Raw genomic sequence first — 2,047 nt, forward strand, 5'->3', positions numbered from 1 at the left:
ATGCTCGACTGCATCAATAGCAGTCGAGCATGGCTCGACTCTACAGACAGAGGTTCACACTGCCGGCAGGGTCGCCATGTCCCAGCGCGGGGTGACTTCCACCTTCGGCGGGTTGTGCTGGCCGGCCTGCAGGCGCAGCGCGCCGGCGAAGGCGATCATCGCGCCGTTATCGGTGCACAACGCCGGACGCGGAAAACAGGCGCGGCCGCCCAGGCGCTCGGCCATCTGCTGCAGGCGGGCGCGCAGGCGCTTGTTCGCGCCAACGCCGCCGGCCACCACGATCACGTTGGTGCCGGCCGCTTCCAGCGCGCGCTCGCACTTGATCGACAGGGTCTCCACCACCGCATCTTCAAAGCCACGGGCGATGTCGGCGCGGGTCTGTTCGCTCTGGTCGCTGTCGCGCCAGGCCATCAGGACCTGGGTCTTCAGGCCGGAGAAGCTGAAATCCAGCCCCGGGCGGTCGGTCATCGGCCGCGCGAAGCGGTAGACGCCCGGCGTGCCCTGCTCGGCCAGCCTGGCCAGCTGCGGGCCACCCGGGTACGGCAGGCCCATCATCTTGGCGGTCTTGTCGAAAGCCTCGCCGGCCGCATCGTCCAGGGTCTCGCCCAGCAGGCGGTACTGGCCAATGGCGTCCACCGCCACCAGCTGGGTATGGCCGCCGGACACCAGCAGGGCCACGAACGGGGCTTCCGGCGGGTCGTCTTCCATCAACGGGGCCAGCAGGTGGCCTTCCATATGGTGTACGCCTATCGCCGGCACCTCCAGCGCCCAGGCCAGAGAGCGGGCCACGCCCGCGCCGACCAGCAGGGCGCCGACCAGGCCTGGGCCGGCCGTGTACGCCACACCGTCGATGTCGCCCACGCCCAGACCGGCCTCGGCCAGGGTCTGGCGCACCAGCGGCAGCAGCTTGCGGACGTGGTCGCGGCTGGCCAGCTCGGGCACCACACCGCCGTACTCGGCGTGCAGGGCGATCTGGCTGTAGACCGCATGGGCGCGCAAGGCCGCGCTGCCGGCCAGGTCGGTGTCATACACCGCCACGCCGGTCTCATCACAGGAAGATTCGATGCCAAGGACTCGCATGCCTGCTATTATGACGCCCCTGCCGCCCCCTCGGGGGGACAGGCAGAATCCATAGCACGCAGACGACTTGCCCGTATTCAGGGTTGGGCGCTTGCAGTTTGTCCATTCGCCGCTATAATGTGCGGCTCGCCGGGCGTGACCCGGTTCTACTGTGTCCCGGAGATTCCATGCCCAGCGTCAAAGTCCGCGAGAACGAACCCTTCGAGTTTGCTCTTCGCCGCTTCAAGCGCACTTGCGAAAAGGCCGGTGTGCTGGCCGAAACCCGCAAGCGCGAGTTCTACGAAAAGCCGACCCAGGAGCGCAAGCGCAAGGCCGCCGCTGCTGTGAAGCGTCAGCTGCGCCGTTCCTCGCGCGACGTCACCAAGCGTCAGCGCCTGTACTGATCGGACGCATCTTCATTGCGATGGGCTTGCCTGTCGCAGTGGAGCCGAAGCCGGCACGCGCAAGCGTCGCCGGCTTTTTGCGTTTCCGGGTTCGGGCATCCGCCCCTGCCCCACCACCACCACGAGGTTCCTCATGAGCATGAAGCAGCAGCTCACCGACGACATGAAGGCCGCCATGAAGGCGGGCGAGAAGCACAAGCTGGGCGTGATCCGCCTGATCAACGCCGCCATCAAGCAGAAGGAAGTGGACGAGCGTGTCGAGCTGGATGACACCGCCGTCATTGCCGTGCTGGACAAGATGGTCAAGCAGCGCAAGGACTCGGTCAGCCAGTACGAGGCGGCCAACCGCGAAGACCTGGCCGAGATCGAGCGCGCCGAGATCGTTGTGATCGAAGCCTACCTGCCGGCCAAGATGGGCGAAGCCGAGATCGTGGCCGCCATCCAGGCCGCCATTGCCGAGACCGGTGCCACCGGTGCAGCCGACATGGGCAAGCTGATGGGCGCACTGAAGCCCAAGCTGGCCGGCCAGGCCGACATGGGCCTGGTGTCCAAGCTGGTCAAGCAGCAGCTGTCGTAAGCCTGGG

At 67.1% G+C, this 2,047-nt stretch carries 3 protein-coding genes; 2 read left to right on the forward strand and 1 reads right to left on the reverse strand.

Features of this window, described 5'->3' with window-relative positions:
- Positions 1-54: 54 nt before the first annotated feature.
- The gene (gene tsaD, locus DCO49_RS19890; RefSeq protein ID WP_116865448.1) at positions 55-1,080 is read right to left on the reverse strand and encodes a tRNA (adenosine(37)-N6)-threonylcarbamoyltransferase complex transferase subunit TsaD; all 1,026 of its coding nucleotides are present in this window, start codon (positions 1,078-1,080) and stop codon (positions 55-57) included.
- Between the two features lie 167 nt (positions 1,081-1,247).
- Between tsaD and rpsU the strand changes: the two genes are divergently transcribed.
- On the forward strand, positions 1,248-1,463 hold the full coding sequence (gene rpsU, locus DCO49_RS19895; RefSeq protein WP_002808376.1) for a 30S ribosomal protein S21: 216 nt from the start codon (positions 1,248-1,250) through the stop codon (positions 1,461-1,463).
- A 133-nt stretch (positions 1,464-1,596) separates the two neighbouring features.
- Positions 1,597-2,040, forward strand: coding sequence for a GatB/YqeY domain-containing protein (locus tag DCO49_RS19900; RefSeq protein WP_116865449.1), 444 nt, complete (start codon positions 1,597-1,599; stop codon positions 2,038-2,040).
- Positions 2,041-2,047 lie beyond the last annotated feature (7 nt).

The organism is Stenotrophomonas sp. SPM (genome assembly GCF_003105135.1).
Classification (GTDB): Bacteria; Pseudomonadota; Gammaproteobacteria; order Xanthomonadales; family Xanthomonadaceae; genus Stenotrophomonas.